This is a genomic window from Halopiger aswanensis, from assembly GCF_003610195.1.
GTDB classification, from domain to species: Archaea; Halobacteriota; Halobacteria; order Halobacteriales; family Natrialbaceae; genus Halopiger; species Halopiger aswanensis.
On the sequence record NZ_RAPO01000001.1, the window covers coordinates 1,140,200 to 1,165,217 of the forward strand.

The window sequence follows — 25,018 nt, forward strand, 5'->3', positions numbered from 1 at the left end:
GTAACAGTTGTGTTACGCATCCCATATTCGATATCCTTTTGGGAGGGCGCCGCTAACGTACGGACATGTCACTGACAACGGAGTCCGCCGTCGGCCACGACGAACTCGCCGTTCTCAAGCTACTGGCGCTCGAGGGCGGGCTCGAGGGCGACGTCAAGATCTCCTGTGCTCGTCTCGCGGAGCGCCTCGACGCGTCGAACCAGACCGCCTCGCGGCGACTCCAGCGCTTGGAGAGCGCCGATCTCCTCGAGCGCGATACCGTCAGCGACGGCCAGTGGGTCGCGATCACCGACGACGGCGAGCGCGCCCTCCACGCCGAGTACGAGGACTACCGTCGCATCTTCGAGACGGACGCCGAGGTCGACCTCGAGGGGACCGTCACCAGCGGCATGGGCGAGGGCCGCCACTACATCTCGCTGCCGGGCTACAACCGCCAGTTCGAGGAGCGCCTGGGCTACGAGCCGTTCCCGGGCACGCTGAACGTCGACCTGCGCGAGGACAGCGTCCGCCGACGCAGCGCCGTCTCCTCGCTCGAGCCGGTGCCGATCGACGGTTGGGAGGACGACGATCGGACCTACGGCCCCGCCGTCTGCTACCCCGCGACGGTCGAGACAAGCGCGGGCGAGACCTACGAGGACGCCCACACGATCGCCCCCGAGCGGACCCACCACGACGAGGACCAACTCGAGGTCATCGCGCCGGACAAGTTGCGCGACGAACTCGACCTCGAGGACGGCGACCACGTCACCGTCTCGGTGGGTGATCGCGAATGACGGGCCGACACGCGGGCCCCCAGTCGAATCCGAACGCGACCGCCGACGGCGGAACCGCAGGCGCGGCGACAGCCGACGCCGACAGCGTCGACGAGGCACTCGAGGCGCTGCGGGCCGGCGAACCGATTCTCGTGCACGACGCGGCCGACCGCGAGGGCGAGACGGACCTGATCTACCACGCTGACGCGGTCACGCCCGAGGCCGTCGCACGCCTGCGCAACGACGCCGGCGGGCTCGTCTGCGCCGCGCTGGGCCACGAGGTCGCCGAGGCGTTCGATCTCCCCTTCTACGGCGACGAGGTCGACCACCCCGCGGCCGAGGCCCACGAGCTCGGCTACGACGACCGCTCGTCGTTCTCGCTGACGGTCAACCACCGCGACACCTACACCGGCATCACGGATAACGATCGCTCGACGACGATCCGAGCGCTCGGCGAGGCCGCCGCCGCGCCGGCGGACACCGACTTCGCCGCCGAGTTCCGCGTCCCCGGCCACGTTCACCTGCTGAAGGCCGCGCCCGACCTGCTCGCACAGCGGGAAGGCCACACGGAACTCGGCATCGCGCTCGCGAGCGCCGCCGACCTCTCGCCCGCGGTCGTCGTCTGCGAAATGCTGGACGACGAAACCGGCGAGGCGCTCTCGCCGGCCGACGCCCGCGCCTACGCACGGCGCCACGACTTCGTCTACCTCGAGGGGCGGGACGTCCTCGAGCGACTCGCCTGATCGGTTCGTCTCCGTTTTCGGTCAGTCACCTTCGGACTCGAGTCCGGTTCGGTCGGCATCGGAACCGCTCCGGTAGACCGCGTAGAGAACGAGCACGGCGATCGTAAAGTCGAAGCTGTGTTCGACGAGGTGGTGGACGGTCATCGGCACGAGTCCGAACACGGTTCCGAGCCCCGTAATCGACCGTGCGACGAGCAAGCCGAGAACGATCGTGATCAACAGATATCGCGGTGATCGCCGTCGAGAGTACGCGACGACGCTGCATCCGAAGAGGATCGTCGTCCCGACGACCGCCAGAACGATAATCGCGAGTAAGACCGGCGCGAGTTTCGGATCCAGCCACCCGACGTCGAACGGATTCGTGTGGTCCATCGCCGCTATCCTACATCGGCGGGAGAGTCACGTATGTGCTTCGGTCGGATACTCGGCGGTTGGCCCGGAAGCGAGGTGAACGCCTGTCGCCTGCAGTTGCAGGCCGCGCCACGATCAGCGCGGTTTCCGTAGTTCACTACCGATATCACGATCCGTCGTATGACCGGTTCTCAAATGTCGGGAACCGGCGGAACCCGTTATCAGTCCGGCACCGCTAGCCGCGAGTACTGACCGGAGCCGCGATCACTGCCATGACCGATACTCGACGTACGATCCGAGCACACGTCCAGTCGAACGCCGGAATCCACTTCAACGAACTCGTCCGCGAATCGGAGTTCGCGCCGGGACAGATCCAGTATCACATCCGCCGGCTGCTCGACGAGGACGCCCTCGTTCGCGAGGAGTTCTACGGCCGGACGCACTATTATCCGACGGCGTACGACGAGTGGGAACGCGCCGCGCTGGCCCTGTTCCGCCGCGAAACGACCCGCGATATCGTTATCTACCTGATCGGCAACGATTCGGCCGTACCGAGCGAGGTCGCCGACGCCCTCGAGATCGCCCGGAGCACCCTCGAGTACCACCTCGATCGGCTCGTCGACCGCGGGATCGTCGAGAAACGGTACGACGATCGGAACCGGGTTACGCTCGAACTCGCCGCGCCCGAGCGAACGGGCGAGTTACTCTCGGACGTGGAGCCGACCGTCCCCGACCGGTTGATCGACCGGTTCACGCGGCTCGTCGACGACCTGCTCGAGGACGCGTCCGGCGCGGAGTCCGCATAGTCCCGCCCTCGTTTCTGACCCGTCCCCGCCCTCGAGTCGCGACCCGTCGAACGACGGTCGGCCTCGAAAATCGCGAACACTTAGTACGGTGGCTTGCAACACACCCGATAATGGGATTCGACGAGATGGACGTCGACACGATCTGGATGGACGGCGAGTTCGTCGACTGGGACGAAGCGCAGGTCCACGTGCTCACCCACGGCCTCCACTACGGCAGCGGGGTCTTCGAGGGCGCACGCTGTTACGACACCGAAAACGGGCCGGCGATCTTCCGCTGGGAGGAGCACCTAGAGCGGCTCTTCCACTCCGCCAAGCCCTACGACATGGACATCGACTTCACGAAGGAGGAACTCACCGAGGCGACCAAGGAACTCATCCAGCGCCAGGACTTGGAGTCCTGTTACATCCGCCCGATCGCCTTCTACGGCTACAACTCGCTGGGCGTGAGTCCGAAGGACTGCCCGACCAAGACCGCCATCGCGGTCTGGCCCTGGGGCGCCTACCTCGGCGAAGAAGCGCTCGAGGAGGGGATCGAAGTGATGATCTCCTCGTGGCGCAAGCACGCCTCGAGCCAGATCCCGACCAACGCGAAGACGACGGGACTGTACGTCAACAGCATGCTCGCAGGCGAGGAGGCCCGGCGCAACGGCTACGCGGAGGCGATCGTCCTCAACAAGGAAGGCCACGTCGCGGAAGGCCCCGGCGAGAACCTCTTCCTCGTGCGCGACGGCGAGATCTACACGCCCGGCCTCTCGGAGTCGATTCTCGACGGCATCACCCGCGACACCGTGATCGAACTCGCCGAGGACCTCGGGTACACGGTCCACGACAACGTCTCGATCTCTCGAGGCGAACTCCACACGGCCGACGAACTGTTCTTCACCGGCTCCGCGGCCGAGGTGACGCCGATCCGGAAGGTCGACAACGTCGTCGTCGGTGACGGCTCCCGCGGGCCGATCACCGAGGACATCCAGTCGACGTTCTTCGACGTCGTCGAGCGCAAGACCGACGAGTACGACGAGTGGTTCGAGTACGTCTGAACCGATTCACTCGCTTCAGTGGACGACGTTAGTCGTCCGCTCGAGTGTCCTCGTGGACGCTTTTCGTTTCTACGTCGCCGTTGCTACCCGCCGAACGAGACACTATCCTCTCCTGCAGGACACGCAAATGCCACGCCGAGAGCTAACCGGCCGGATCGCTGTCTCTCGAACGATGCGATCACTGCTCCAGCTCCCGCGTTCGCGTTCTCGAGGGCGATCCGAACCCGAACCCGAATCCGTCCCCCAGCCGAGCACGACCGCACGCGGGGAGACGGAAGCCGACTCGATCGCCGACGACCCGCTGTTCCGCCTCGGACGGGCTATCTTCGGCGGCATTCTCGCGTTCACCGCGGTGGACAACCTCCGGAACTTAGACGAGCGCGTCCAGTACGCCGACGCCAAGGACGCGCCGGCGCCCGAACGGTCGGTGCCGGCGGTCAGTACGGCGTTGCTGGCCGGCGGGCTCGGCGTGGCGCTGTGGCGCCGGCCGGCGACGGGCGCGGCCGCCATCGCCGGCTTTCTCGCGGGGACGACGCCCATAATGCACGACTTCTGGAACGAGGACGATCCGACGGAGAAACAGCAGGAACTCACGCACTTCCTCAAGAACGGCGCGCTGTTCGGCGCAGCGCTCGCGTTCATGACGCAGGGCCGGCGCCGGGACGAGCAGTAGCGCGGTCACCGTACGGACTACTGGAAGTCATTTCCGGCGCAACTGCGACCCGTGCAGCGGTTGGGCCGGTAACTCGTTACAGTACCGTATCAGTCGTCGTCCGACGCCTCTGCGTTCTTGTTCGGACTCGCTTCGTCGACCACGTCGATCGAGACCCCCGCGTCCATCCCTCGCTGACGATCGGCATCGCCGAACCCGGCGCTTAGGACCCGCGTCAGCGCGTCCTCGACGTCCTCGTCGAGTTCGTCGATCCGCTCCGGCTGAACCTCGATGACGTACCCGGTCGTGATGTTCGGCGACGTCGGCAGAAAGAGGATCTCTCGGCCGTCGTCAGTGACCTTTCCGGTCTTGAAGGCCGTCATGCGGAGTCCGTCCCACACCTCGAGTTTGACCGGCTTCTGCAGTGATTCCTGTTCGCCGAAGGCGGTCTCGGCGGCCATCTTCGAGGCGTTGTAGATGACCCGCATCACGGGGACGCGGTTCGCGACGTTGTCGACGAGTCGCTCGACGAGGCTGCCGACCGTGGTCCGCATGAGGTAGCCGACGGAGAAGGTGAGGATCGTAAAGACGGTCAGGGCGACGACGACGCGCAGGAACTGCGCGAGCTGTTCGCGAGTTTGCTCGTTGCCGAGGGGCTCGAGCGCTTCGGGTTTGAGTATGATCCCGGGGGTAACGCCGGCGACGATCCCGTAGAGCCAGTAAATAGCGTAGAGAGTGATGAGAATCGGGCCGAGGACGATGAGCCCGCTCGCGAAGTCCCGCTTCCACGAAGCCATGTGGTGAGACTCTCACCACGGGCTAATGAGCCCTTCCCTTTAGCGCCCGAGCACCGCCCGGAGGGCGAACCGGAGGTTCTCCGTCCGTTCCATCGCGCGCCGGTAGAAGTACGACTTCCAGCGCGGGCCGTAGGGAACGTACTGCCAGACCTCGTAGTCGCCGGCGAGTTCGTACTGGGCGTCCTCGCGGACGCCCATGAGCAGCTGGAACTCGCAGTCGGTGCCGTACTCCTCGTGCAGATCGATCGCGCGCTCGATCATCGCCGGATCGTGGCTTCCAACCGCGATCGTCGGGCCGTCGCCGTAGTGTTCGAAGGCGTACTCGAGCAAGGTCTCGTACTCGCGATTGACCCGGTCGGCGTCTTTGTAGGCGATGTCGGCCGGCTCGTCGTAGGCGCCCTTGACGAACCGGACCTTTCCCGGCACGTCGGCGAGCCGCTCGACGTCGTCGCGGGTTCGCTTGAGATTCGCCTGGACGCAGACGCCGACGCCCCCCTCGTGCTTGCGTGCGAGATCCTCGAAGGCGTCGAGGGTCGCGTCGGTCGTCGTGTGATCTTCCATGTCGATCCAGACGAAGACGCCGTGATCCGCCGCGGCGTCGACGACGCCCGCCAGTTCCTCGCGGAACACGTCCTCGCCGAGGTCGAGTCCCAACTGCGTGGGCTTGACCGAGATGCAGGCCTCGAGGTTCGAGCCCGCGATATCGCCGACCAGCGCCCGGTACTCGGCGGCGTCCGAGCGCACGGGCGGGCGCTCGTCGTAGTGTTCGCCAAGCAGGTTGACGATCGCCTTGACGTTGCGGCCGTTGAGCCGACGGACGTGCTCGAGGGCCTCCGCGGGTGACTCCCCCGCGACGAACCGGTCCGCGATCGGCGGAATCATACCCCGGATATCGACGGCCGGACGTAAGGTGTTTGGTGTCCGTGAAAGTGTGTGCGACGGACCGGTACGGGCGACGGCTGCGCTGTGCTCGAGCAAAGGTCGTCGCCCGACGGCGATTCGGCGCCCCGACTGGCCCCGCGACGGCGACGAGAAACCACCGGCGATTAAGACGCGGGGGTTCGTCCCCGCGGATATGACGCTACTCGAGACTGTCGTCGTCGCTTTCTGGGCGATGTTGCCGGCCTACGTCCCTAACAACGCCGCGGTGCTTGCCGGCGGGGGACGACCGATCGACGGCGGCCGCACCTGGGGCGACACGCGAGTCCTGGGAGACGGCAAGACCTGGCGCGGCACGGCGATGGGCATCTTCGCCGGGCTCGCGCTGGCGGCCGTCTTGACCGTCCTGGCGCCGGCCGTCAGCGACGCGCTCGGGTTCGACGTGCCCGAGTTCGAGCCCCTCGCGGCGGTCGGCCTCGCCGCCGGGGCGATGCTCGGCGATATCCTCGCGTCCTTCCTCAAGCGCCGAACCGGCCGCCAGCGCGGCGCGATGTTCCCCGGGCTCGATCAGCTCGACTTCGTGGTCGTCTCCCTGCCGCTGACCGCCCTGCTCGCGACCGACTGGTTCCGCGCGGTCTTCACCTGGAACGTGATTCTGGTCGTCGTCGTGGTCACGCCGATTCTGCACGTCTCGACGAATATGATCGCGTACAAACTCGGTCTGAAGAACGAGCCCTGGTAGCGCCGCGGGAGCGGCGCCGACTATTCTGACGGCACGTCGTCCAGCCACTCCGGCCGGACGTTCTCGGTCGATTCGGCGACGTCGTACTCGAACGTCGTCGCGTACGATTCGCCGCGCTCGAGCAGGTATTCGCCCCACGTTTCGGCGTCGACGCGTTCGACGGTGACGTTCGCATGCCGTAGCCGACCGTCGGGGCCGACGCGCACCTCGCCGTCGGCGTCGGCGACGTACACCGTCTCGTGGCTCGACCGTTCGAGTTGGACGTCGATCCAGCCGGTTCGCGGTTCGTAGGTCTCGACCGTCGTTCCGTCGACAGTCGTCTCGTCCGTTTCGGTAAATGCGGCCATCTCGAGTTGCGAGTGCGACAACCGATCCGGGAAGGTATCCCCGACCGGACCGTCCGCCCGATCGGCCGCGCCGTCGGACGCGGCGAGGATGGCGCCGTGCTCGTCGTCGACCGTTCGGACGACCTCATCTTCGGACCCGGCGAGCCACTCCTCGAGTCGCGCCTCGCTTTCGAACGCGACCTTCGTGTACCGTTCCCCGTCGCCGGTCCAGTAACTGTCGTACGAACTGTCCTCGAACAACAGGACGGACCGCTGTGCCCCGGTTTCGGCGTCGACGATCGATTCGCGCTCGAAGAAGCGGTCGCCGTCGACGAGCACCGTTTCGGTAACGGTGTACGAACCCTCGAGTCCGGTCGGCGTCGCGGGCGACGATGCGGTCGCGTCGGTAGGCGAGTAGCCCGCGAGCATTCCGGTCGTCGCGGCGGCCAGCAGGACGACGATGCCGACGATTGCGTACCGTCGATTCATATCCGGTAGTGACAGCAATATAATAAAATAGTTCCGCTGTGAGGACCGGCTCAGCATCGGCCGTGCCGACGCGTTCCACACCGCTTATTTCGTCTGGGCACGCGCCTTCGAGCAATGACGAATCAGGAACTCATCGACGCGCTGCGCGAGGCCGACGCCGTCCGATTCGGCGAGTTCGAACTCTCCCACGGCGGCACCAGCGAGTACTACGTCGACAAGTACCTCTTCGAGACCGATCCGACCTGCCTCGAGGCCATCGCGGAGGCTTTCGCCGACCGGGTCGGGCCGGACGACAAACTCGCCGGCGTCGCCCTCGGCGCGGTCCCGCTCGCGGCCGCTACGAGCGTCGCGGCCGACGCCCCCTACGTCATCGCCCGCAAGCAGCGCAAGGACTACGGCACGGCCAACCTGATCGAGGGCCGCCTCGAGGAGGGCGAGGAGGTCGTCGTCCTCGAGGACATCGTGACGACGGGGACGAGCCTCGTCGACGCGATCGAGGCCCTGCGGGACGCGGGCGCGACCGTCGACCGTGCACTGGTCGTCGTCGACCGGCAGGAAGGCGGCCGCGAGAACGTCGAGGACGCCGGCGTCGAGATGGAGGCGCTGGTGACCGCGGAGGAACTGCTGGCGGACGCTGAGCGGGACTGACCGCAGCGACACCGGTTTCACTCACTCTCGAGCGACCAGCGATACCGATGACCGTCGACATCCCTTCACACGCGCCGCGAGAGCAGCAGACGATCAGCCTCTCGCCGTCGAACCTCGAGGCGTTCGAGGCGTTCCGGGAGTGGACCGTCGAGGGAACCGGACTGACGGCCGCGGCCCGAGTCACCGATTCCGACGGACGAATCGCGCTCGTGAAGAACCGCTGGTCCGACGGCTGGATCGTCCCCGGCGGTGCGGTCGAGCCGGGCGAAGCGCCCGCCGATGCCGCGCCGCGCGAAGTGCTCGAGGAGACGGGCCTCGAGGCGACGATCGACGACCCGCTGTTCGTGATCGACCAGACCTACGTTTGCGAGACGGCGGACGGCGAGACCCGACTGTCGGCGCAGTTCCTCGTGTTCGACGCCCGCGCGGACGGATCGATCCCCGCCGTCGAGCAGTTAGGCGTCGAACGGGGCGAAATCAGAGCGGCGCGGTGGTTCGAGACGCTGCCTTCGAATCTGCACGAAGACGATCTGTTTCGACCGTACCTCCGAGAATAGCTGTGGTTGGACGGTACCGCCCGTCGGCTCTCACTGCCCGTACGACTCGAACTTTTCGAGCACCGTCTCGAGTTGGTCGTCCGTCAGCGTCTGCGGTTCCAGCCCCGCGGAGCGCGACTCGAGGTAGAGCCGCGCGAGGCTCTCGACGTGGTGGGTGTTCTCGAGGGCGGTCTCTAAGTCGGGGGCGGTGACCACGAGGCCGTGGTTCTCGATGAGCGACGCCGTCGAGCTGGCTTCGGTCATCGCGGTCACGATGTTTTCGGCGAGTTCGTCGGTGCCGTAGGGCGCGTACTCCGCCACCGGAACCCGCTTGCCGACGGCGACGATCATGTAGTGGATCGGCGGCAGCGGCTGGTCGGCGACCGCCAGCGCCGTCGCCCACGGCGAGTGGGTGTGGACGATCGCGCCGACGTCCTCGCGGCGGTAGATGGCGCTGTGCATCGGCACCTCGCTGCTGGGGGCCATCTCGCCGTCCAGTCGCTCGCCGTCGGTGCCGACGACCGGCACGTCTTCGGCGTCGAACCCGTCGTAGGGGACGCCGGTCGGAGTGATGGCGAAGGCGTCTCCGGGCCCGGCGTCGGTGCCGTCGCCGCGACTGCGAACGCTCAAATTCCCCGTCCGACCCGGCGTGAGGTCGGCCAACTCGGACGCGTGCTCGACGACTGCTCGGCGCTCGGTCTCGAGGATCACGATACCAGATCGGTTAGGTCTCCGAGAGTATCTATGCTGTGGTCGGCTTCCCGTTCCGCCGCAGCGCGGTCCGCCGATTCGTTCGCGTCCGAATCCTCGCTCGCATCGAACAGCACGGTCTCGAGGCCGACCGCGTTCGCGCCGACGATGTCTGCCTCGAGGTCGTCGCCGACCATCACCGCCTCCGACGCTCGGCAGTCGAGTCGCGCGAGCGGCAGCGTGAACATGACCGACGCGGGCTTCTCCTGGCCGGTTTCCTCGGACGTGAGTACGAGGTCGACGTCGTCGGTCAGCCCCAGCGCCTCGAGTTTCGCGAGCTGGATCGCCGCCGTGAGGTTGGTCGTGATCGCGATATCGATGCCTCGCGCTTGCAGTTCCTCGAGCGTCTCTTCCGCCTCGGGGACGAGGCTCATCTCCTCGAGGTAGGCGCTCCAGTAGGCGTCGCCGAGCGCCAGAGCGTCCCCCGGTTGCGGTTCGCCGGTGTGGATCTCGAAGGCGCGCTTGAAGTAGAGGTACCGCTCGTGGGAGGCAGCGGTCCCGCCGGTGTCGAGTTTTACCTCGCGGCGGCCCGCCTGGTAGAACTCGGTGAACGACTCGTGATCGAGGTCGTAGCCCAACTCCTGGGCCCGCTCGAGGGCGGCGGTTTGCCCCGCGCGGTTACACGGGGGGTACGGGTACAGCGTATTGTCGAGGTCGAAGAGCACGGCGGTTGCCATGCGCTACCAGTTGTACGGCAGCGAGAAACGAGTACCGGTCTCGGTACCGACTGCCCCGAGACGGCAAGCCAGCGACACGGCGCCACGACTGCCGTTGCCGCGCTCGCAGACCATCACAATGTTTTTAACCTGCTCGAGACTACGCGTATCCACGATGGTAGGTGTCCGCTTTACAGGGGCGTTTGCCCGCTTCTAATCCACACCTACCGCTCGCTGTGTCGCCGTTGTTCGATCGACAGAGTCGAGCGGCCCGGGCGGACCACCCGCCGAACTTCTCACAGAAGTTCCCAGATCAGTTACAGCCATAGCCACAGCCACACTACACCCATGTCAGAATCAGATTCACAGGAGCAGATCGCAGTCGTACTGCCGGACGGATCGGAACTCGCAGTCGACGCCGGTGCAACCGTCGAGGACTGCGCCTACGAGATCGGGCCGGGCCTCGGCAGCGACACCGTCGCCGGCAAGTTAGACGGCGACCTCGTCGCCAAGGAGGAACCCGTCTACGACGGCGCCGAACTCGAGATCATCACCGACGGGAGCGACGAGTACCTCGAGGTCATGCGCCACTCCGCGGCCCACTGTCTCGCCCAGGCCGTCGAACGACTGTACGACGAGGACGAGGTCAAACTCGCGATCGGGCCGCCGACCGACGAGGGCTTCTACTACGACTTCGACAATCTCGACGTCGACGAGGAGGATCTCGCCGACCTCGAGGCCGAAATCGAGGAGATCATCGAGGCCGACTACGAGATCGAGCGCGAGGAAGTCTCGATCGAAGAGGCCGAAGAACGGCTCGCGGGCGAGCCCTACAAGCTCGAGCTCCTCGAGGAGTTCGCCGAGGAGGACGACACCGTCACCTTCTACAAGCAGGGCGAGTGGGAGGACCTCTGTGCCGGCCCACACGTCGACTCGACGGGCGAGATCGGCGTCGTCGAACTGCTCGAGATCGCCGGCGCCTACTGGCGCGGCGACGAGGAAAACGAGATGCAGACCCGTATCTACGGGACGGCCTTCGAGGACGAGAGCGACCTCGAGGACTTCTTGGAGCGTAAACGCGAGGCCGAGAAACGGGACCACCGCCGGATCGGCAACGAGATGAACCTGTTCTCGATCCAGGACGTCACCGGCCCCGGCCTCCCCCTCTACCATCCGCCGGGCAAGACCGTCCTCAAGGAACTCGAGGACTTCGTCGAGGACCTGAACAAGGACGCGGGCTACGAGTACGTCGAGACGCCCCACGTCTTCAAGACGGACCTGTGGCACAAGTCGGGCCACTACGACAACTATCAGGACGACATGTTCATCTTCGACGTGGGCGACGACGAGTTCGGCCTGAAGCCGATGAACTGTCCGGGCCACGCCGCCATCTTCCAGGACCAGTCCTGGTCGTATCGGGACCTCCCGATCCGCTACGCCGAGAACGGCAAGGTCTATCGGAAGGAGCAGCGCGGCGAACTCTCCGGCCTCTCGCGGGTCTGGGCGTTCACCATCGACGACGGCCACCTGTTCGTCCGTCCCGACCAGATCAAGCAGGAGGTCGAGCAGATCATGGACATGATCACGGACGTCCTCGAGACGTTCGACCTCGAGTACGAGATGGCGCTGGCCACGCGCCCCGAGAAGTCGGTCGGCTCCGACGAGATCTGGGAGAAGGCCGAGTCGCAACTCGAGTCCGTCCTCGAGGAGCACGGCCACGAGTACGAGGTCGAGGAGGGCGACGGCGCCTTCTACGGGCCGAAGATCGACTTCGCGTTCGAGGACGCCATCGGCCGCTCGTGGGACGGCCCGACGGTCCAACTGGACTTCAACATGCCCGAGCGGTTCGACCTGAACTACGTCGGCGAGGACAACGAGGAACACCGCCCGGTCATGATCCACCGCGCGCTGTACGGCAGCTACGAGCGGTTCTTCATGATGCTCATCGAGCACTACGAGGGCCGGTTCCCGCTCTGGCTCGCCCCCGAGCAGGTCCGCGTACTGCCGATTTCGGACGACAACCTCGGCTACGCCCACCGGGTCGCCAACGAGTTCGACGACTTCCGCGTCGAGGTCGACGACCGCGACTCCACCTTAGAGCGCAAGATCCGCGCGGCCCACGACGACCGCGTCCCCTACCAGATCATCGTCGGCGACAACGAGGAGGAAGACGGGAACATCTCCGTCCGCGACCGCTTCGAGGATCAGGAGTACGACGTCGAAATCGAGGCGTTCAAAGCGCACCTCGAGTCCGAGGTCGAGGAACAGCGGACCCAGCCGGACTTCCTGCAGGACTGACCGCGGTCATCCGCCGTCGCTGACCGCCGTTTCTTCTGACCGATTCCCGACGACCGCACGAACGGTCCGCCTTCCCACGAACCGCGGCACGCGCTCGGCGTACCGCTCGTACTCTGCGCCGTACCGCTCGCGAAGCCACGGCTCCTCGGCGAACGGCAGCGAGAGCCACCAGCCGAGGTAGATCGCACAGACGACGGCCACGGGCGCGGAGTTCGCCAGCAGCGCGAACCCGACCGTCGCGACGACGTAGCCGACGTACTGGGGATTCCTCGAGTAGCGGTACCAGCCGCCGGTTCGCAGGTCGCCGGCCAGCCCCTTCGTCTCCTCGACGCCGAGATCCAGGCCGGCCGCGATGGCGACGGCGTAGCCGCCGACGAACAGCGCGGCGCCGGCGGCCAGCGACGGGCCGCGCGGCAGGCCGAGGCTGTTCCAACTGAGGTACGTGAGCGCGAGCATAACGACGTTGAGCGAGTGCGAGATTCCCCAGTGAACGTAGTAGGTCCAGTCTCGCTCGCCGGGCGGCCAGTACGAGACCAGCCCCAGTGCGCTGGCGACGATTCCCGTGAAGTTCGCGAGCGCGAGGCCGATACCCGCGGCGAACACTGCGCTCGTCAGCGCGTCGGTCATCGGTCGATCACCGCCGTCGTCGGCGACTCGAGCGTCTGCGCCTGTTTCTGTACCGGATCGACCGTCGGCAGCCGTGCTTGTCGGAGTCTCATGCGCGTACGTCGACCGGCGATCGATCTGTCGCTTCTCACGGACACACTAGGGAATTTATATGTGGTCCCGTGCTGCCGTGCACCTACCGCGATGAAGTACCTCGACGTTCGGCTCCGTCAGCCCGACCGAATGCTCCATCCTATGCAGCGGTTCATCCGCGAGGAAGACGCGGTCCGCTACGAGGAGCTGCGTACGTGGAACATCCTCGGCCCCGAGGGCGACCGCGAGTACGAACTGTTCTACGCCGAAGCCGACCGCGAGGCGTACGTCGAGGCCATCGAGGCCGTCGACTCGGTCCGCTGGTACGATCTCACGCCGATCGACGACGACTCCTTTTACGTCTACATCTGCCAGGAGACCCGCGAGGAGGACGTCCGCTGGCGCCAGTCGTTCGCCGCGCTCGACCTCGTCATCGTCCCGCCCGTGATCTACGACTCCGAGGCCGCGTTCTACATGACCGTCGTCGGCGCCGGCGAGGACCTGCAGGCGATGCTCGAGGGGCTCCCCGACGAGATCGACGTCACCGTTCGCGCGATCGGGGAGTACGATCGCCATCACGCGCCTCTGACCGGCGACCTCACCGAGCGCCAACTCGAGGCCGTCGCGGCCGCCGTCGACGCGGGCTACTATGAGGTTCCCCGGAAGGCAGGCGTCGAAGCCGTCGCCGAGCGCCTGGATTGCGCCTCGAGTACGGCTGCGACGCTACTTCAGAAGGCACAGGCGCGGGTGATGCAACGGCTTGTCCAGCAGCGCGGGCGGGGGCTGCTCGGGGACGAGACGGGAGACCCCGTCGAAACGAGCGGGTCGACCGGCTCCGATCGCGGCTGAGGCTGCTCCGGTCGCCGAAAACACGGATGTGACTATCTCACACGCCGATGACGATCGAAACCCCCATAGTTGCAGGATCGTGCATACCAACTATGAACAGAGCAGAGAAGGCAGCCCTCCAGTTGCGGGCCGTCGACGTGTTGCGAATGCTGAAGCAGACGCGGACCTACGACGAACTCGCGGAGACGACGGGGCTCCCCGCCGGCGATCTCAACCGGTACGTCAACGGGCACGTCCTCCCCGGCACCGACCGCGCTCGCGAGATCGTCGAGGATCTCGGCCGCGAGGCGCTCGCGAACGAACTCGACGCGCGCATCCGCGTCGACGAGGAGGGGTACGTCGACAACTCCGCCGCGGTCTTCGATCAGCCGTTCCTCGACCTCGTCGCGCCCGTCGTCGCCGAGGGGTTCGAGTTCGACCGGCCGGACGTCGTGCTCACCGCCGCGACCGACGGAATCACGCTCGCCGCATCGCTGGCGAGCTACTACGGCGTCCGCTGCGCCTACGCGAAAAAGAGCAAGGAAACCGCCGTCGAGGAGTTCATCGAGGCGCGCCAGCGGCTCCAGTCCGGAATCGAACTCACCTACTACCTGCCCGAGTCGGCCATCGATTCCGGCGAGTCCGTACTCGTCGTCGACGACCTCATCCGCTCGGGCGAAACGCAGGAACTCCTGCTCGATATCGTGACCACCGCGCGAGCCGACGTCGCCGGCGTCTTCGCACTCATCGCGGCCGGCGACGACGGCATCGAACGCGCTCGAGAGCGGACGGACGCGCCGGTCGGCGCGCTGACGACGGTCGCGGACAGGTAGCCCGCTCGAGCGTCGAGCGCCGTCAGCAACCGCGTTAGCGAACGATCGTCACCGGCACCGGCGACCGCCGGGCGACCGTCTCGGCGACGCTTCCGAGAAGAATTCTGCTCGCTCCCGTTCGACCGTGGCTGCCGATCACGATGTGGTCGACGTCGTGTTCGTCCGCGTAGTCGACGATCGACCGCGAGACGCCGCCGACGACGTGATCCGTCTCGATCTCGACGCCGTGGGCCGACGCCTCGTCTCGAGCCTCCTCGAGTAAGCTCTCGGCTCGCGTCTCGTGGTGTTCCTGCAGTTGATCGTAGTTCGCCATCGTGCCGCCCTCGACGCCCGTCGCGGCGTAGAAATCGCCCGGATCGAGGACGTGTAGGGCGGTAATTGTCGCGTCCGGATACTCGGTACAGGCGAACTCGAGGGCTTCGGTCGATTGGTTCGAGTCGTCGATCGGAACGAGCACGTGAGTCGGCATGCCTGACACTACGCCAGTCGGAACTTAAGTTCCTGCCACAGTTGGCACTGATCGGGAAGACGATGGCGGCTCGAAAAATCGAAGCGTGAACTGCGGCGTCGAAAACCGACTGCTCGGCGATGCGAAGCGGGTTACTTCGCGCGACCGCGTCCGCCGGTGTTGGACGGACGGACCTTCTCGGCGCCCTTGCCGCGGTTGTTGAGACCGCGGTTGTCCTTGCCCGCGTTCGTCAGCCCGCGGAAGGCGCGGTTCTGGTGGGCGTCGTCGCAGATCCAGTTGAGATCGTCGTCGTTCTGGATCGCGGGGTGTTCGGGATCGACGAGGATCACTTCGAACCACTTCTGCGAGCCGTCTTCACCGACCCAGTAGCTGTTGAGCACCCGCAGGTTGGGGTACTTCCGGGAGACGCGCTCCTCACCGATGCGCTGGATGTTCTTGCGCCGCCCGATGCGGTTGACACCCTGGCGCTTGGATCGGCGACCGGCCTTGAAGCGCTGCTTTCGAGCGGTCCCCTTGCGGACCGAGACGCGAGTCACGACGATGCCCTGCTTGGCCTTGTAGCCGAGTTCGCGCGCCTTGTCCAGACGGGTCGGGCGCTCGATGCGCTCGATGGCGCCTTGCTTGCGCCACTCCTGCTTTCGCTGCCACTGCAGTTCCCCGAGCTTGCCGTCGTCGGGGTCCTTCCATGCGTCCTTGATGTGGGAGTAGAAGCTCCGTGCCATGATTATCACCTGCGGGCGTTTCCTGGTTCAATCCCGAATCTCGAGATCACATCCCGACCTGTGGCGGCGCCGCGTGACTGCAGCGCCGCGCGAACAGGTGCCCGCTGGCGCCCGCGACCCAGCGAGTTGCCCGAACGTACCCAGCGTTCCCGTATAAGGGCTTCGAACCGTCGAAACGGCGTGTGGTCCCGTTTCTCACAGCACCGATCGGCCACTCGAGCGAAGCGAATACTGGTCGGCGCTCAGACGTCGCCGGTGACGATATCCGCGACCCGCTGGCGGTCGAACAACTCGCGGTCGCTCGTTACCTCGCCGAACACGTCCGGATACAGCTGCTGTGCCGCGCGCTCAGTCAGGAACAGGTTGTGGATCGGCCCCTGGTGGAGGTAGCCGCCGCGGTAGACGCGGTCGTTCTGGACTGCGGTGAGCCGACTTGCGGACGAATGGGTTTTCATGTACTCGAGGACCGTCTCCCGGAACTCGGTCGCCGACTTTCGCTCGTGACCCCGCAGCAGGATGACGTCCGGATCGATCTCGAGTAACGCCTCGTAGTCGAGCTTCCCGCGATCGGTCGTGCTGAGGTTGTCGATTCCAGTGCCGGCGAGCGCGTCCTCGACGCCGAGGTCGCGCCACTGTTTCTTGCTCGTCCCGCGGTCGATGAGGCGGTACGGCGAGAACGACTCCGGCTCGAGCGTTTCGTCGTACGTCAACAGCACGCTCGGCCGCTCGTCCGCCGGCGGAAGCTGGCGCTGGATGTCGGCGATGAACTCGTCGTGAAGCTCCGCGAAGGCCTCGTAGCGCGCTTGCTCTTGAAATACCTCGGCGACCTTCTCGAAGGCTTCGTAGAGCGTGTAGTACCGGTGGTCGTGCCAGTCGTCGGACCGGCGGAAGATCAAGTTGCCTACGAACGGCCCGACGCTGTCGGCGATCTCCGTGACGTCTTCCTCGCGCCAGTCGAACCAGTTGACGAGCATCTGGGGATCGTAGAGGTGGACGTCGTTCTCGAGTTCGTAGAACTCCTCTCTGGTCCTGACCTCGGGGTACGACTCGATCGCCTCCAGATTGACGGACACGCCCGGCAGTTGGTCGTAGACGTCGGTGTAGTACCGGTCCGCACCGCCGATCCCGGTCATCCCTTCGGCCTGTCCGAGCGCGACGGCCATGTCCGCGTAGCCGCCGTCGTACGCGACCCAGCGTTCGGGAACCGACTCGAAACTCACCTCGCCGACCGGTTCCATCGATACCGTGTACGATCCGTCGTCCGTACTCGAGTCGTCTTCGGGCGTCGATTCCGAATCGGTCGTCTCGTCGCTACAGCCAGCGAGCAACGTCGCACCGAGAACCGCTCCACCGTACTTCAACGAATCACGCCGCGTCGGCGCCTGAACTGCGTCAACGTGAGTTGGCATGAGTTTTAGGCTCGCCTAAAGTAATAAAACAGTTTCTATTTTTGGCTTACCTAAAACAGGTGCGAAGCGTGCCGCGTCTCGCTCGAGCGCAGGATGGCTAAACCGCTAGCGGTGAATTTCGTATATCGTTTTACGATTTATCATATAATAACGGGAAATGCGCTGCTCGTCTCGACGGTGACTCGGGAGCCTACTTCGCTGATCGACGCTCCGCTCGAAAACATAGCCCTGGACCGATCAAAAGCGATCGGCTGCGGAAACGCCGCGCTGTGCGTCGATCGAACGGCAGCAGTCGTTCAGGCTGTAAACGCCGTCACCGTCTCGAACGCTTCGTCTTCGATCGCGCGTGCGACTTCGGCTTCGTCGAGATCGTCCGGAACGTGCTGGGGGTACTTGCGTCGGAAGTACCCGATCGCGTTCGAGAGATCACGTCGGAGGAACTCCGCCGCGTTTTCGTGGTCGGTCGGGACGGCCTGGGGCCAGTCGAAAATTCGGACGCCGTCCTCGCTGACGAAGACGTTGTACTCGCTCATGTCCGCGTGGACGTAGCCGTGTTCGTGCGCCCGCGCTATCTCAGAGAGCAGGAGATCGAGGACGCCGAGCACTTGGTCGTCGTCGAGTTTCGTCCGCGAGAGTTCGACGCCGTCCATCTTCTCCATGACGATGGCGTGGCGGTTCTGGTCGATCGGCCGCGGCACCGAGACGTCGGGGTACAGTTCCTCGAGAATGTCGTACTCGCGCTCGGCGGCCTTCCGAGCGGTGTACATCCAGGAGACGTGCTCCCGGTCGGAGGCGTAGTCGCGTTCCTTGTGGACCTCTCGGAAATTGGTGTAGCCCTCGCGGTGGTACTTCAGCGCGAGCGGTTTGTACGAGCGGACCTCGTAGACGTCGCTCTCCTTGCCGACGCCGAGGGGCGAGCCGAACTCCGAGATGGTGTCGCGCTGGACGAGCGCCCGCAACGCGAGCGTGTCGTACCCCTCGAACTGGAGCGTGTACCCCTCGTACTGGATGGTCTTCTTCTCGATCAACCCGCGTTTGAGACAGCGCTCGAGGCGGTAGTCGACCTCCTCTTCGGTCAGGTTCGCGAACTCGGGGAGCTTCTCCCGCTGGACCCACTCGGAGAAGCGCATTCCCTGTTCGACCCCCGACAGGAGATAGAAGTCTTCTTCCTCGAGCTCCGGGAGTAACCCGGCGACGTTCCGCACCATATCGTCGGATAGCCGGCGAGTACGTAAAAACGTCGTGACGCGTGCTCGTGCGACGCGACGCGTACTCCAACGAGGATCAGTTCGCACCGAGTATACGGTGGTCATCGACTCTCCGCCCGAAGAGACGCGATGATAGCAACCGCCGTCCCGGACCCATAAACTACATCACGATATACCAAATGGGCCAAATCGGTTTCGGAGGCACAGTATGCGCGCCGCCTCGAGAAGCCGCTTCGCGATTGCTTTAGGCACGCCTAAGATTCGAAAGCGATTTAATTATTTAGGCGAGCCTAAAGGGCATGGACGACGCGAGTCAAACTGACGCACCGACGCGGCGAGACGCGATCAAGTACGGCGGCGCGGCCATCGGCGGGGGCCTCCTCGCGGGCTGTACCGGCGGGAACGGATCGGAAGCGCCCAACGACGAGTCGAACGAGGCCGACCCAACGAACGGGTCGGCGACGGAATCGGACGAGTCGTATTCCGTGACGATGGAGCCGGTCGGAACCGTCGAGTTCGACGCCGTTCCGGAGACGTGGGTGCCCTACACCGGCGACTACGCCGATATGGGCGTCGCCCTCGGGCAAGCCGACGGCCTCGCCGGGATCGGCGTCCGGGCGCGGTTCGGGACGCACCTGTACGACGAACTCCCCGACGTCACGGTCGCGAAGGACGAACTCACGGAGCTGTGGCAGGACGGTACCGGCAAGGAACTCTTCTACGAACTCGACGCGGACGTCCACCTCATCGACCCGAACTTCATGATCAACCGCCTCGAGTGGGACCGGGGAGACGTCGACGAGATCGCCGCGCAGGTCGGCCCGTTCGTCGGGAACACGAGTTTCACGCGCGTCTACGACTGGCACGAGTACCGGTACTACGGGCTGTACGAGGCCTTCGAGAAGCTCGCGCAAGTGTTCCAGGAGCAGGCCCGCTACGAGGCCTTCGCGGAGCTTCACGACGCGGTGCTGTCGGACGTGCAGTCGCGATTGCCCGCGGCGACGCCCGATATCGCCGTACTGTATCCCGCCGAAGTCCCGCCCGAGTCGTTCTATCCGTACCGCATCGGCGACGGCATCCAGTCGAAACACTGGCGCGACCTCGAGGTCGGCGACGCGCTCGCCGCCGACGGCGTCACGGACGCGCAGGCGGGCGGCGGCGAAATCGACTACGAGACCTTGCTCGAGATCGATCCGGACGTCCTCGCGATCAGGCTGCAGGGGGAGATCACCGAGGAGTACTTCGAGTCCGAAATCGTCTCGCACCTGCGCGATCACGAGGTCGCGAGCGAACTGCAGGCGGTCCAGAACGATCGGATCATCTACGGCGGGCTCACGTACCAGGGGCCGATCATCCACCTGTTCCAGCTCGAGCGGGCCGCGCAGGGGCTCTACCCCGATGTGTTCGGCGACGAGCAACTGTTCGACCGCCAGCGGGTCGCAGATATCGTTACGGGGGCGTTCGACGATGAGTAAGCGGGATGGCACCGATACCGATCGCGAGCGCGGGGCCGACTCAGCAGCTTCAGCGGCCGATACGGAAACCGAGAGCGGATCGTCGTCGATGCTCGCTCGGTGCTGGACGATCGCCCACCGGTACCGCGAGCCGGCCGCCTACGGTATCCCCGAACTCCCGGCGTGGCACGTCCGCTCGAGTGTGTCGGGCAGCCTCGAGTTCGCGGTGTCCGCGGATTCGGAGCCGTTCCTCCGGGCCGAGCGCCCGGTTCGGGTCCGCCGGTAAGCGCCCGCTCTCGAGCGGAGTATTTATTAACTACTCGACAGAACTCAGTGACACGATACCGTATCGATGGATGACTCGACAACAGTCCCCGCGGCGGATCGGCTGACGGCCCTCGTCGAGGAGCGCGAGCACGAGGCCGCGCGGACGTGTCTCGAGCGACTCGCCGACGCAGACCCCGAGGTTCGGAAGACGGCGCTCCGGGACCTCCGCACGCTCGTCGACGACCAGGGGCCGACGGTTCGGCCGCTCGTGCCGACGCTTCAGCGGTTTCTCACGGACGACGAGCGAGCGATTCGGCTGACGGCCGCGAAACTGTTCGTCACCGTCGCCGCGAACGAGTCGGACGCCGCCGTCGACGCGGTCCCCGCCCTCGGCGAGCGCCTCGCCGACGACGCGGAATTCTACTACGTCCGCGCACGGTGTGCCGAGGCGCTCGGATACGTCGCACTCGACCACCCCGACGAGGTTGCCTCGCCCGACATCCTCGCGGATCTCCGGATCGGCCTCTCGTTCGACGAGCCGGACGTGCGGCCGAAGCTGGCGAAAGCGTTGGCGTGCGTCGCGCTGGGCGAACCGACGCGGCTCGACCACCACGTCGGAACCCTCGCCGACTATCTCGACGACGAGCACGAACTCGTCCGGTATCACCTCGCGACAGTGCTCGTCGTGATCGGCTGCGAGCGGCCCAGCGCGCTCGCCGAGGCGAGCGGCGAACTCGTGGCTCGAGTCGAGGACGAGACCGAAAACGACTACGTCCGCGGCCGCGCCGCGGAGGCGCTGGGGCTGCTGGCCCGCGCGGACGGCGTCGGCGACGAAAGCGAAAGCGAGAACGAGAGCGACGTCGAGGTATCGGTGCTCCAGGCGGAGTTCGAGATGCTCGAGGACGCAGACACTGGTTTTCTCGCCGACCGCGCTCGCTACGCGGCCCGCGCATTCGCTGCCCCCGATTCCGATCCGGCGATCGATACCGCGACCGACACCGCCGAGATCGGCGATATCGACGCAATTCGCCGGACGACCGACGAGATCGCCGCGACCGTGTCGTCGCCGGACGCCGACGACGAGTGTCCTCACTGCGGACTCGCACTGCCTGACGGTGCACCGCCGATGTGTCCGCGGTGTGGCGCGCCGTACTGACTGCGCAGTCGCGGTTCGACGAGAGTGCTACTCGAGCGCGGCGAGTGCATCGCGCACGTTCCGTTCGGCGTCCGCGAGCGCGCCCACCGCTCGTTCTGCGGGGAGTTCGTACTCGATGAGCAATGGCAGCGGACGCTCGCGGTCGACGTGCTCGGCGAGCAGGCCGACGATGCGCTCGAGTTCGAGGACGCCGGCGCCGGGCAGATCCTCGAGTTCCGCGTCGGAAGTGTCCTTGAGGTGGACGGCGACGATGCGATCCCCGAACGCCGGGATCACGGCCGCGGGATCGACCGACGCCGCGAGGAAGTGGCCGGTGTCGACGCAGACGCCCAGCCGCGGGTCGTCGTAGCGCTCGAGTACCTCGCGGACGTCGTCGATCGACGAGAACACCTGCGAGAGGTCGTCGTGGTGGATTTCGGAGTAGTTGTGGATCGCGACGTCGAGTTCGAACTCGTCGGCGAGCGCCAGCAGTTCTTCGGTGATGTCGTCCCGGCCCGGCGGATAGTTGACCGTCACGTAGTCGGCGCCCAGTCGGGCCGCGAACGCGACGTACTCGCGGGCCTCGCCGGTGTCGTCGAGGTCGACGACGCCGTAGCCACGGACGTCGACGCCGGCCACCTCGAGATTGCGTCGGAGCGTCGCCAGGTCGTCGGCGTCGTCGGTCGGCGGGCGGTGGTCGGTCCAGAGCTCGAGCGTCGAGAGATCGGCCGGGGACGATGCGAGACGCTCGAGGGCGATTTCGATCGAATCGTCGCCGAAGACGACGCTCTGGACGCCGGGATCGAACGGCTGTGACATGGATCCAGTGGTACCGATCGGCGCAAAAGCGTTCGGGAGGCGGCCGGCGACGGGGTCGGTACTCGGGTTTATGCGCGTTCAGCGTGACCGGGGCCCATGCGCGTACTCCTCATCGGCGGCACCGGCGTCATCAGCACCGGCATCACGCGGCAACTGGTCGACGCCGGTCACGAGGTGGGCTGTCTCACGCGGGGCGAAACCGACGCGCCGGTCCCGGACGCGGTCGAGTTCGTCACCGGCGACCGCAACGATCAAGCGGCCCTCGAGCGGGCCGCCCGCGAGATCGACCCCGACTGCGTCATCGACATGGTCTGTTTCACGCCCGAGCAGGCCGCCGAGGCGGTCGACGTCTTCGGCGGCGCGATCGAACAGTACGTCTTCTGCTCGACGGTCGACGTCTACCACCGGCCGCTCGAGCGCAACCCCGCAACCGAGGACGTACCGCGGGAGTCGGACCTCGAGGGCGTCGAGCCGGTCAGCGACTACGGTGCGAACAAGGCCGCCGCGGAGGACGTGTTCCTCGCGGCTCACGACGGCCCCGAATCCGTCACCGGCACCGATTCCGAGGGCGAGTTCGCGACGACGATCATCCGCCCCTGGAGCACGTACGGCGAGGGCGGGTCGGTTCTTCACACCTTCGGAAACGGTACCTACTACCTCGATCGCATTCGGAAGGGCAAACCGATCGTCGTCCACGGCGACGGCACCTCGCTGTGGGGCTCCTGTCACCGCGACGACGTCGCCCGCGCGTTCGTCGGCGCCGTCGGCAACGAACGGGCCTACGGCGAGGCTTACCACGTCACCAGCGAGGAACTGATTACGTGGAACCAGTACCACCGGCGAGTCGCCAGCGCGATGGACGCGCCCGAACCCGACCTCGTTCACATCCCGACCGACCAGCTTCGCGAATCGGTGCCCGACCGCACCGACATGCTCGAGGCCCATTTCCAGTACAGCACCGTCTTCGACAACGCGAAAGCGCGGCGCGATCTCGGGTTTGAGTACACGATCGACTTTATGGACGGTATCCGGCGGACGATCGAGGACCTCGAGGCCCGCGACGCGATCGACCCCTGGGACAGTGCGAACGACGACGAACTCATCGCGGCGTGGAACGCGGCGACCGGCGAGTTCCTCGAGCGCGTCGGCTCGGCGGGCAAATAGCGACGCACAGTCGCGGTTCCTCGACCGCATTCTGGCTCGTTACTTCCGTTTCTCGCGCTCTCGAGCGAGTTCGACGGCCGTCTCGGTGTCCCCGTGCCACGGCTCGCCGTGACCCGGGAGGAGGAGCACTTCGCCGATCGATTCGAGGCGGGACAACGATTCGTATGCGCGATCGTGATCCGGGTTGAACCATTCAGCCAGCAGTTGCGGCCGGTGGCCGCGATCGGCGACGAAATCGGTCGTGACGAGTTCGTCGCCGCAGAACAACGCGTCGTGGTCCGGGAAGTGGTACGCGACGTGTCCCTCGCTGTGGCCGGGGGTGTGAATGACGCGAGGCGAGCCCGGAACGTCGAGCGTCTCGCCGTCGGTGACCGTACGAAACGCCCTCAGCGGTGGGACCGAGAGGCCGCCCGAGCGAACGAACTCGACCGCGTACGTGGCGAATCCCGGACGCCAGAGGCGGACAACCCCCTTGCGAAGGGACACGTCGGCGTCGCCCCGCGCGTGCGCGGCATCGTCTTCGTGGAGCCACACCGAGACGCGGGCTTCCCTTCGGAGTCGCTCAGCAAACCCCGCGTGATCGGGGTGAGGGTGCGTCAGCAGGCAGGCGTCGACGTCCGTCACGTCGTAGCCTATCGTCTCGAGCCGGTCGACGAACTGATCCCAGTGCGCCGGAAAGCCGGTATCGACGACCGTGAGACCGTCGGCCGCCTCCACGAGGTACCAGTTTACCCGCTCGCTTCCGCACCGGTGGACGCCGTCGGCAACGCGTTCCGCGATCATCGTCATCGATACCTCGACCGAGTTCACGACAGCGAATAAACACCTCGAGCCGTTCCTGGGTACTGGGAACCGAGCACGCTCTCGGCGAGTTCACGGAGCGTCTGAGCGACAGAGCCACGAATTCGCCGCCCGATACCGTCCGCCATCAATCGAAGACCACGGAACGGACGAGAGCCATAAATTCGTCGGGATCCGTCGGTTTCGTGTAGAAGTCCACCTCCGCAAGATCGGTGAGGTCGAGATCGACGGATTCCGCCTCTAAACTGGTTAAAACGACGACTCGAAGTCCGTCTCGCTCGAGATCGCTCCGGATTTCGTCGAGGACTCTAGTGCCGTCGACTCGCGGCAGGTTCAGGTCGAGAAGCACGATATCGGGGCGAGGAGCATCGGCAAAGTCGCCGCGCTGAGAAAGGAAGTCGAGCGCTTCTTCGCCGTCTACCGCGGTATGAAGGGTCCCGGGCGTCTCGCGAAGGGATTCCTCGACCAGCCGAACGTCACCGGGATTATCCTCGACCAGGAGGATCTCTCCGTCCGGCTCGGTCCTCTCATCCATAGCATTCGTCGTCGAACCACAGGGAAAAAGGACGCATTCCGGTTTCTCGAATTCAGACCGCGTTCAGCGGATTTCAATTCGCTTCAGCGGAATCGCTCAGTTGCGTCGGCTGCAACTGTCCCGGTTGCGCCGATAATTCCTGCATACACCGCCGGTCACGGATCGGTTTTCGACGGCACGATCGCGGAATCGATTCCCCAAGAGCCGAAT

The 25,018-nt window shown here is 65.8% G+C and carries 29 protein-coding genes; 15 read left to right on the forward strand and 14 right to left on the reverse strand.

Annotated elements, in window-relative coordinates:
* Positions 1 to 65 precede the first annotated feature (65 nt).
* Positions 66 to 773, forward strand: coding sequence for a DUF120 domain-containing protein (locus ATJ93_RS05475; RefSeq protein WP_120243580.1), 708 nt, complete (start codon positions 66 to 68; stop codon positions 771 to 773).
* Positions 770 to 1,495 (forward strand): 3,4-dihydroxy-2-butanone-4-phosphate synthase, encoded by a 726-nt coding sequence (ribB, locus tag ATJ93_RS05480; protein ID WP_120243581.1) that lies wholly within the window; start codon positions 770 to 772, stop codon positions 1,493 to 1,495. The genes ATJ93_RS05475 and ribB overlap by 4 nt, the downstream gene beginning before the upstream one ends.
* A gap of 21 nt (positions 1,496 to 1,516) precedes the next feature.
* Here ribB and ATJ93_RS05485 read toward each other — a convergent pair whose 3' ends face one another.
* Positions 1,517 to 1,867, reverse strand: a complete 351-nt coding sequence (locus ATJ93_RS05485; protein WP_120243582.1) for a DUF7471 family protein — start codon at positions 1,865 to 1,867, stop codon at positions 1,517 to 1,519.
* Between the two features lie 251 nt (positions 1,868 to 2,118).
* Here ATJ93_RS05485 and ATJ93_RS05490 point away from each other — a divergent pair, with 251 nt between their 5' ends.
* The 3 genes from ATJ93_RS05490 to ATJ93_RS05500 all read left to right on the forward strand — a co-directional run bounded on the left by ATJ93_RS05490 (position 2,119) and on the right by ATJ93_RS05500 (position 4,365).
* Positions 2,119 to 2,652, forward strand: a complete 534-nt coding sequence (locus tag ATJ93_RS05490; RefSeq protein WP_120243583.1) for a winged helix-turn-helix transcriptional regulator — start codon at positions 2,119 to 2,121, stop codon at positions 2,650 to 2,652.
* 110 nt (positions 2,653 to 2,762) lie between these two features.
* Positions 2,763 to 3,692, forward strand: coding sequence for a branched-chain amino acid transaminase (locus ATJ93_RS05495; RefSeq protein ID WP_120243584.1), 930 nt, complete (start codon positions 2,763 to 2,765; stop codon positions 3,690 to 3,692).
* Positions 3,693 to 3,864: 172 nt separating this feature from the next.
* Positions 3,865 to 4,365 (forward strand): DoxX family protein, encoded by a 501-nt coding sequence (locus ATJ93_RS05500; protein ID WP_120243585.1) that lies wholly within the window; start codon positions 3,865 to 3,867, stop codon positions 4,363 to 4,365.
* Between the two features lie 89 nt (positions 4,366 to 4,454).
* Here the strand turns inward: ATJ93_RS05500 and ATJ93_RS05505 are convergent, their stop codons facing one another.
* Together ATJ93_RS05505 and ATJ93_RS05510 are read right to left on the reverse strand one after the other, a co-directional pair.
* The gene (locus ATJ93_RS05505; protein ID WP_120243586.1) at positions 4,455 to 5,141 is read right to left on the reverse strand and encodes a DUF502 domain-containing protein; all 687 of its coding nucleotides are present in this window, start codon (positions 5,139 to 5,141) and stop codon (positions 4,455 to 4,457) included.
* Positions 5,142 to 5,180: 39 nt separating this feature from the next.
* Positions 5,181 to 6,023: a proline dehydrogenase family protein gene (locus ATJ93_RS05510; RefSeq protein WP_120243587.1), complete on the reverse strand. Its 843-nt coding sequence runs from the start codon at positions 6,021 to 6,023 to the stop codon at positions 5,181 to 5,183.
* Positions 6,024 to 6,216: 193 nt separating this feature from the next.
* On the opposite strand from ATJ93_RS05510, the gene ATJ93_RS05515 reads away from it, so the two are divergent.
* Complete coding sequence (locus ATJ93_RS05515; RefSeq protein ID WP_120243939.1) at positions 6,217 to 6,762, forward strand: CDP-2,3-bis-(O-geranylgeranyl)-sn-glycerol synthase; 546 nt, start codon at positions 6,217 to 6,219, stop codon at positions 6,760 to 6,762.
* Positions 6,763 to 6,782: 20 nt separating this feature from the next.
* On the opposite strand, the gene ATJ93_RS05520 is transcribed toward ATJ93_RS05515, so the two are convergent.
* Positions 6,783 to 7,577, reverse strand: a complete 795-nt coding sequence (locus ATJ93_RS05520) for a hypothetical protein (RefSeq protein ID WP_120243588.1) — start codon at positions 7,575 to 7,577, stop codon at positions 6,783 to 6,785.
* 114 nt (positions 7,578 to 7,691) lie between these two features.
* On the opposite strand from ATJ93_RS05520, the gene pyrE reads away from it, so the two are divergent.
* Together pyrE and ATJ93_RS05530 are read left to right on the forward strand one after the other, a co-directional pair.
* On the forward strand, positions 7,692 to 8,225 hold the full coding sequence (gene pyrE / locus ATJ93_RS05525) for an orotate phosphoribosyltransferase (protein WP_120243589.1): 534 nt from the start codon (positions 7,692 to 7,694) through the stop codon (positions 8,223 to 8,225).
* 47 nt (positions 8,226 to 8,272) lie between these two features.
* Entirely contained in the window at positions 8,273 to 8,782 is a 510-nt protein-coding gene (locus ATJ93_RS05530; protein ID WP_120243590.1) for an NUDIX hydrolase, read from the forward strand.
* A 30-nt stretch (positions 8,783 to 8,812) separates the two neighbouring features.
* Here the strand turns inward: ATJ93_RS05530 and ATJ93_RS05535 are convergent, their stop codons facing one another.
* Both ATJ93_RS05535 and ATJ93_RS05540 read right to left on the reverse strand, forming a co-directional pair.
* Positions 8,813 to 9,472, reverse strand: coding sequence for a class II aldolase/adducin family protein (locus ATJ93_RS05535; RefSeq protein WP_120243591.1), 660 nt, complete (start codon positions 9,470 to 9,472; stop codon positions 8,813 to 8,815).
* Positions 9,469 to 10,188: an HAD family hydrolase gene (locus ATJ93_RS05540; protein WP_120243592.1), complete on the reverse strand. Its 720-nt coding sequence runs from the start codon at positions 10,186 to 10,188 to the stop codon at positions 9,469 to 9,471. Before ATJ93_RS05540 ends, ATJ93_RS05535 begins: the two co-directional genes overlap by 4 nt.
* Positions 10,189 to 10,515: 327 nt before the next feature.
* Here ATJ93_RS05540 and thrS point away from each other — a divergent pair, with 327 nt between their 5' ends.
* A complete protein-coding gene (gene thrS / locus ATJ93_RS05545; RefSeq protein WP_120243593.1) occupies positions 10,516 to 12,465 on the forward strand; it encodes a threonine--tRNA ligase in 1,950 nt (649 codons plus the stop codon).
* 6 nt (positions 12,466 to 12,471) lie between these two features.
* Here thrS and ATJ93_RS05550 read toward each other — a convergent pair whose 3' ends face one another.
* Positions 12,472 to 13,092, reverse strand: coding sequence for a methyltransferase family protein (locus tag ATJ93_RS05550; protein WP_120243594.1), 621 nt, complete (start codon positions 13,090 to 13,092; stop codon positions 12,472 to 12,474).
* A gap of 183 nt (positions 13,093 to 13,275) precedes the next feature.
* Between ATJ93_RS05550 and ATJ93_RS05555 the strand changes: the two genes are divergently transcribed.
* Together ATJ93_RS05555 and ATJ93_RS05560 are read left to right on the forward strand one after the other, a co-directional pair.
* Positions 13,276 to 14,013 carry a helix-turn-helix domain-containing protein gene (locus tag ATJ93_RS05555; protein ID WP_120243595.1) on the forward strand — a complete coding sequence of 246 codons (738 nt, stop codon included), beginning with the start codon at positions 13,276 to 13,278 and terminating at the stop codon, positions 14,011 to 14,013.
* A 92-nt stretch (positions 14,014 to 14,105) separates the two neighbouring features.
* Entirely contained in the window at positions 14,106 to 14,825 is a 720-nt protein-coding gene (locus ATJ93_RS05560) for a phosphoribosyltransferase family protein (protein ID WP_120243596.1), read from the forward strand.
* 34 nt (positions 14,826 to 14,859) lie between these two features.
* Here ATJ93_RS05560 and ATJ93_RS05565 read toward each other — a convergent pair whose 3' ends face one another.
* From ATJ93_RS05565 to ATJ93_RS05580, 4 genes are all read right to left on the reverse strand, one after another.
* On the reverse strand, positions 14,860 to 15,294 hold the full coding sequence (locus ATJ93_RS05565; protein ID WP_120243597.1) for a universal stress protein: 435 nt from the start codon (positions 15,292 to 15,294) through the stop codon (positions 14,860 to 14,862).
* Positions 15,295 to 15,425: 131 nt separating this feature from the next.
* A complete protein-coding gene (locus ATJ93_RS05570; RefSeq protein WP_120243598.1) occupies positions 15,426 to 16,016 on the reverse strand; it encodes a 50S ribosomal protein L15e in 591 nt (196 codons plus the stop codon).
* 242 nt (positions 16,017 to 16,258) lie between these two features.
* Positions 16,259 to 17,425: an ABC transporter substrate-binding protein gene (locus ATJ93_RS05575; RefSeq protein ID WP_120243599.1), complete on the reverse strand. Its 1,167-nt coding sequence runs from the start codon at positions 17,423 to 17,425 to the stop codon at positions 16,259 to 16,261.
* A gap of 296 nt (positions 17,426 to 17,721) precedes the next feature.
* Positions 17,722 to 18,633 carry a serine/threonine-protein kinase RIO2 gene (locus ATJ93_RS05580; RefSeq protein ID WP_120243600.1) on the reverse strand — a complete coding sequence of 304 codons (912 nt, stop codon included), beginning with the start codon at positions 18,631 to 18,633 and terminating at the stop codon, positions 17,722 to 17,724.
* A 299-nt stretch (positions 18,634 to 18,932) separates the two neighbouring features.
* Between ATJ93_RS05580 and ATJ93_RS05585 the strand changes: the two genes are divergently transcribed.
* The 3 genes from ATJ93_RS05585 (at position 18,933) to ATJ93_RS05595 (ending at position 21,510) form a co-directional block, all read left to right on the forward strand.
* Complete coding sequence (locus ATJ93_RS05585; protein ID WP_120243601.1) at positions 18,933 to 20,108, forward strand: ABC transporter substrate-binding protein; 1,176 nt, start codon at positions 18,933 to 18,935, stop codon at positions 20,106 to 20,108.
* Entirely contained in the window at positions 20,101 to 20,373 is a 273-nt protein-coding gene (locus ATJ93_RS05590; protein WP_120243602.1) for a hypothetical protein, read from the forward strand. The genes ATJ93_RS05585 and ATJ93_RS05590 overlap by 8 nt, the downstream gene beginning before the upstream one ends.
* 66 nt (positions 20,374 to 20,439) lie before the next feature.
* Positions 20,440 to 21,510, forward strand: a complete 1,071-nt coding sequence (locus ATJ93_RS05595) for a HEAT repeat domain-containing protein (RefSeq protein WP_120243603.1) — start codon at positions 20,440 to 20,442, stop codon at positions 21,508 to 21,510.
* A gap of 27 nt (positions 21,511 to 21,537) precedes the next feature.
* On the opposite strand, the gene ATJ93_RS05600 is transcribed toward ATJ93_RS05595, so the two are convergent.
* A complete protein-coding gene (locus tag ATJ93_RS05600; protein ID WP_120243604.1) occupies positions 21,538 to 22,308 on the reverse strand; it encodes a sugar phosphate isomerase/epimerase family protein in 771 nt (256 codons plus the stop codon).
* A gap of 96 nt (positions 22,309 to 22,404) precedes the next feature.
* Here ATJ93_RS05600 and ATJ93_RS05605 point away from each other — a divergent pair, with 96 nt between their 5' ends.
* The gene (locus ATJ93_RS05605; protein ID WP_120243605.1) at positions 22,405 to 23,472 is read left to right on the forward strand and encodes an NAD-dependent epimerase/dehydratase family protein; all 1,068 of its coding nucleotides are present in this window, start codon (positions 22,405 to 22,407) and stop codon (positions 23,470 to 23,472) included.
* Between the two features lie 39 nt (positions 23,473 to 23,511).
* Here the strand turns inward: ATJ93_RS05605 and ATJ93_RS05610 are convergent, their stop codons facing one another.
* Positions 23,512 to 24,261 carry an MBL fold metallo-hydrolase gene (locus tag ATJ93_RS05610; protein ID WP_147376631.1) on the reverse strand — a complete coding sequence of 250 codons (750 nt, stop codon included), beginning with the start codon at positions 24,259 to 24,261 and terminating at the stop codon, positions 23,512 to 23,514.
* 139 nt (positions 24,262 to 24,400) lie between these two features.
* Positions 24,401 to 24,808 carry a response regulator gene (locus ATJ93_RS05615; RefSeq protein WP_120243607.1) on the reverse strand — a complete coding sequence of 136 codons (408 nt, stop codon included), beginning with the start codon at positions 24,806 to 24,808 and terminating at the stop codon, positions 24,401 to 24,403.
* Between the last annotated feature and the right edge of the window lie 210 nt (positions 24,809 to 25,018).

What these genes read in the sequence shown, in the direction of transcription:
- ATJ93_RS05530 (WP_120243590.1), top strand. Translation starts at nt 8,273, where the DNA reads ATGACCGTCGACATCCCTTCACACGCGCCGCGAGAGCAGCAGACGATC.
- ATJ93_RS05540 (WP_120243592.1), bottom strand. Translation starts at nt 10,188, where the DNA reads ATGGCAACCGCCGTGCTCTTCGACCTCGACAATACGCTGTACCCGTAC.
- ATJ93_RS05515 (WP_120243939.1), top strand. Translation starts at nt 6,217, where the DNA reads ATGACGCTACTCGAGACTGTCGTCGTCGCTTTCTGGGCGATGTTGCCG.
- ATJ93_RS05610 (WP_147376631.1), bottom strand. Translation starts at nt 24,261, where the DNA reads ATGACGATGATCGCGGAACGCGTTGCCGACGGCGTCCACCGGTGCGGA.
- ATJ93_RS05555 (WP_120243595.1), top strand. Translation starts at nt 13,276, where the DNA reads ATGAAGTACCTCGACGTTCGGCTCCGTCAGCCCGACCGAATGCTCCAT.
- ATJ93_RS05580 (WP_120243600.1), bottom strand. Translation starts at nt 18,633, where the DNA reads ATGGTGCGGAACGTCGCCGGGTTACTCCCGGAGCTCGAGGAAGAAGAC.
- ATJ93_RS05475 (WP_120243580.1), top strand. Translation starts at nt 66, where the DNA reads ATGTCACTGACAACGGAGTCCGCCGTCGGCCACGACGAACTCGCCGTT.
- ATJ93_RS05550 (WP_120243594.1), bottom strand. Translation starts at nt 13,092, where the DNA reads ATGACCGACGCGCTGACGAGCGCAGTGTTCGCCGCGGGTATCGGCCTC.
- ATJ93_RS05510 (WP_120243587.1), bottom strand. Translation starts at nt 6,023, where the DNA reads ATGATTCCGCCGATCGCGGACCGGTTCGTCGCGGGGGAGTCACCCGCG.
- ATJ93_RS05615 (WP_120243607.1), bottom strand. Translation starts at nt 24,808, where the DNA reads ATGGATGAGAGGACCGAGCCGGACGGAGAGATCCTCCTGGTCGAGGAT.
- ATJ93_RS05560 (WP_120243596.1), top strand. Translation starts at nt 14,106, where the DNA reads ATGAACAGAGCAGAGAAGGCAGCCCTCCAGTTGCGGGCCGTCGACGTG.
- ATJ93_RS05505 (WP_120243586.1), bottom strand. Translation starts at nt 5,141, where the DNA reads ATGGCTTCGTGGAAGCGGGACTTCGCGAGCGGGCTCATCGTCCTCGGC.
- ATJ93_RS05585 (WP_120243601.1), top strand. Translation starts at nt 18,933, where the DNA reads ATGGACGACGCGAGTCAAACTGACGCACCGACGCGGCGAGACGCGATC.
- ATJ93_RS05575 (WP_120243599.1), bottom strand. Translation starts at nt 17,425, where the DNA reads ATGCCAACTCACGTTGACGCAGTTCAGGCGCCGACGCGGCGTGATTCG.
- ATJ93_RS05595 (WP_120243603.1), top strand. Translation starts at nt 20,440, where the DNA reads ATGGATGACTCGACAACAGTCCCCGCGGCGGATCGGCTGACGGCCCTC.
- thrS (WP_120243593.1), top strand. Translation starts at nt 10,516, where the DNA reads ATGTCAGAATCAGATTCACAGGAGCAGATCGCAGTCGTACTGCCGGAC.
- ATJ93_RS05495 (WP_120243584.1), top strand. Translation starts at nt 2,763, where the DNA reads ATGGGATTCGACGAGATGGACGTCGACACGATCTGGATGGACGGCGAG.
- ATJ93_RS05500 (WP_120243585.1), top strand. Translation starts at nt 3,865, where the DNA reads ATGCGATCACTGCTCCAGCTCCCGCGTTCGCGTTCTCGAGGGCGATCC.
- ATJ93_RS05590 (WP_120243602.1), top strand. Translation starts at nt 20,101, where the DNA reads ATGAGTAAGCGGGATGGCACCGATACCGATCGCGAGCGCGGGGCCGAC.
- ATJ93_RS05605 (WP_120243605.1), top strand. Translation starts at nt 22,405, where the DNA reads ATGCGCGTACTCCTCATCGGCGGCACCGGCGTCATCAGCACCGGCATC.
- ATJ93_RS05520 (WP_120243588.1), bottom strand. Translation starts at nt 7,577, where the DNA reads ATGAATCGACGGTACGCAATCGTCGGCATCGTCGTCCTGCTGGCCGCC.
- ATJ93_RS05570 (WP_120243598.1), bottom strand. Translation starts at nt 16,016, where the DNA reads ATGGCACGGAGCTTCTACTCCCACATCAAGGACGCATGGAAGGACCCC.
- ATJ93_RS05485 (WP_120243582.1), bottom strand. Translation starts at nt 1,867, where the DNA reads ATGGACCACACGAATCCGTTCGACGTCGGGTGGCTGGATCCGAAACTC.
- ATJ93_RS05600 (WP_120243604.1), bottom strand. Translation starts at nt 22,308, where the DNA reads ATGTCACAGCCGTTCGATCCCGGCGTCCAGAGCGTCGTCTTCGGCGAC.
- ribB (WP_120243581.1), top strand. Translation starts at nt 770, where the DNA reads ATGACGGGCCGACACGCGGGCCCCCAGTCGAATCCGAACGCGACCGCC.
- ATJ93_RS05565 (WP_120243597.1), bottom strand. Translation starts at nt 15,294, where the DNA reads ATGCCGACTCACGTGCTCGTTCCGATCGACGACTCGAACCAATCGACC.
- pyrE (WP_120243589.1), top strand. Translation starts at nt 7,692, where the DNA reads ATGACGAATCAGGAACTCATCGACGCGCTGCGCGAGGCCGACGCCGTC.
- ATJ93_RS05490 (WP_120243583.1), top strand. Translation starts at nt 2,119, where the DNA reads ATGACCGATACTCGACGTACGATCCGAGCACACGTCCAGTCGAACGCC.